Consider the following 1,045-nt stretch of genomic DNA (forward strand, 5'->3'; position numbering starts at 1 on the left):
GAGCTGATTGATCTCGAGGATCAGTACCCTGAATTCAAGACCTCAGACTCGCCTTCTCAAAGGGTGGGCGGGGCGATTCTCGACGCGTTTGAAAAAGTTGAGCACAGGAGTCAGATGCTGAGCTTGGGGAATGCCTTCAATGAAGAGGACCTCCGTGATTTTGACCGCCGTGTCAGACAGGCAGTGGGCGATGATTTCTCATACGTGTGTGAACTCAAGATTGACGGTTTGGCAGTTTCCCTCCGTTATGAAAACGGTGTATTCGTTCAAGGTGCTACCCGCGGAGACGGTTCGATCGGGGAGGATATTACATCCAACTTGAAAACGATCCGTTCGATTCCGTTGAAAATTAAAGAACTCCTTTCGTTTGAAGTGCGCGGGGAAGCCTTCATGCCTAAGCGTTCGTTTGAAGCATTGAATAAAGTGAAGGAAGAAAAGGGTGAAGAGCCTTTCGCAAACCCTCGGAATGCTGCTGCAGGTTCGCTTCGTCAATTGGACCCTAAGATAGCCGCCTCCCGAAACCTTGATATCTTCCTGTATGCCCTTGCCGACATTGGTGACACAGGCATAGACTCACACAGTGAAGGCCTGAATCGATTGGACAGGCTAGGATTCAAAACGAATCCTGAACGCAAGCGTTGTGCTACTATAGAAGAAGTACTCGAATATGTGGAAAGCTGGACGGGGAAACGTCCGGATCTTTCGTATGATATCGATGGGATCGTCATCAAAGTTGATTCACTGGAACAGCAGCAAGCCCTCGGATTCACCGCCAAAAGCCCGCGCTGGGCAATAGCTTTCAAGTTTCCTGCTGAAGAAGTAGTCACGATCCTAAAAGAAATCGAACTGAGTGTCGGGCGGACCGGAGTGGTGACACCCACCGCAATACTTGAACCTGTAAGGGTTGCCGGTACCACCGTTCAAAGGGCCTCCCTGCACAATGAAGATCTCATCAGGGAAAAAGACATCAAGATCGGTGATCATGTTGTCATCAAAAAGGCTGGTGATATCATTCCTGAAGTGGTAAACGTGCTCGAAGAAAAGA

The 1,045-nt window shown here is 49.2% G+C and carries 1 protein-coding gene; it reads left to right on the forward strand.

Annotated elements, in window-relative coordinates; genetic code table 11:
- On the forward strand, window positions 1-1,045 hold a 1,045-nt coding region (gene ligA / locus HP456_RS24265), incomplete at both ends, for an NAD-dependent DNA ligase LigA (protein ID WP_172255762.1).

Source organism: Bacillus haikouensis (assembly GCF_013179555.1).
Lineage (GTDB): Bacteria > Bacillota > Bacilli > Bacillales > Bacillaceae_B > Rossellomorea > Rossellomorea haikouensis_A.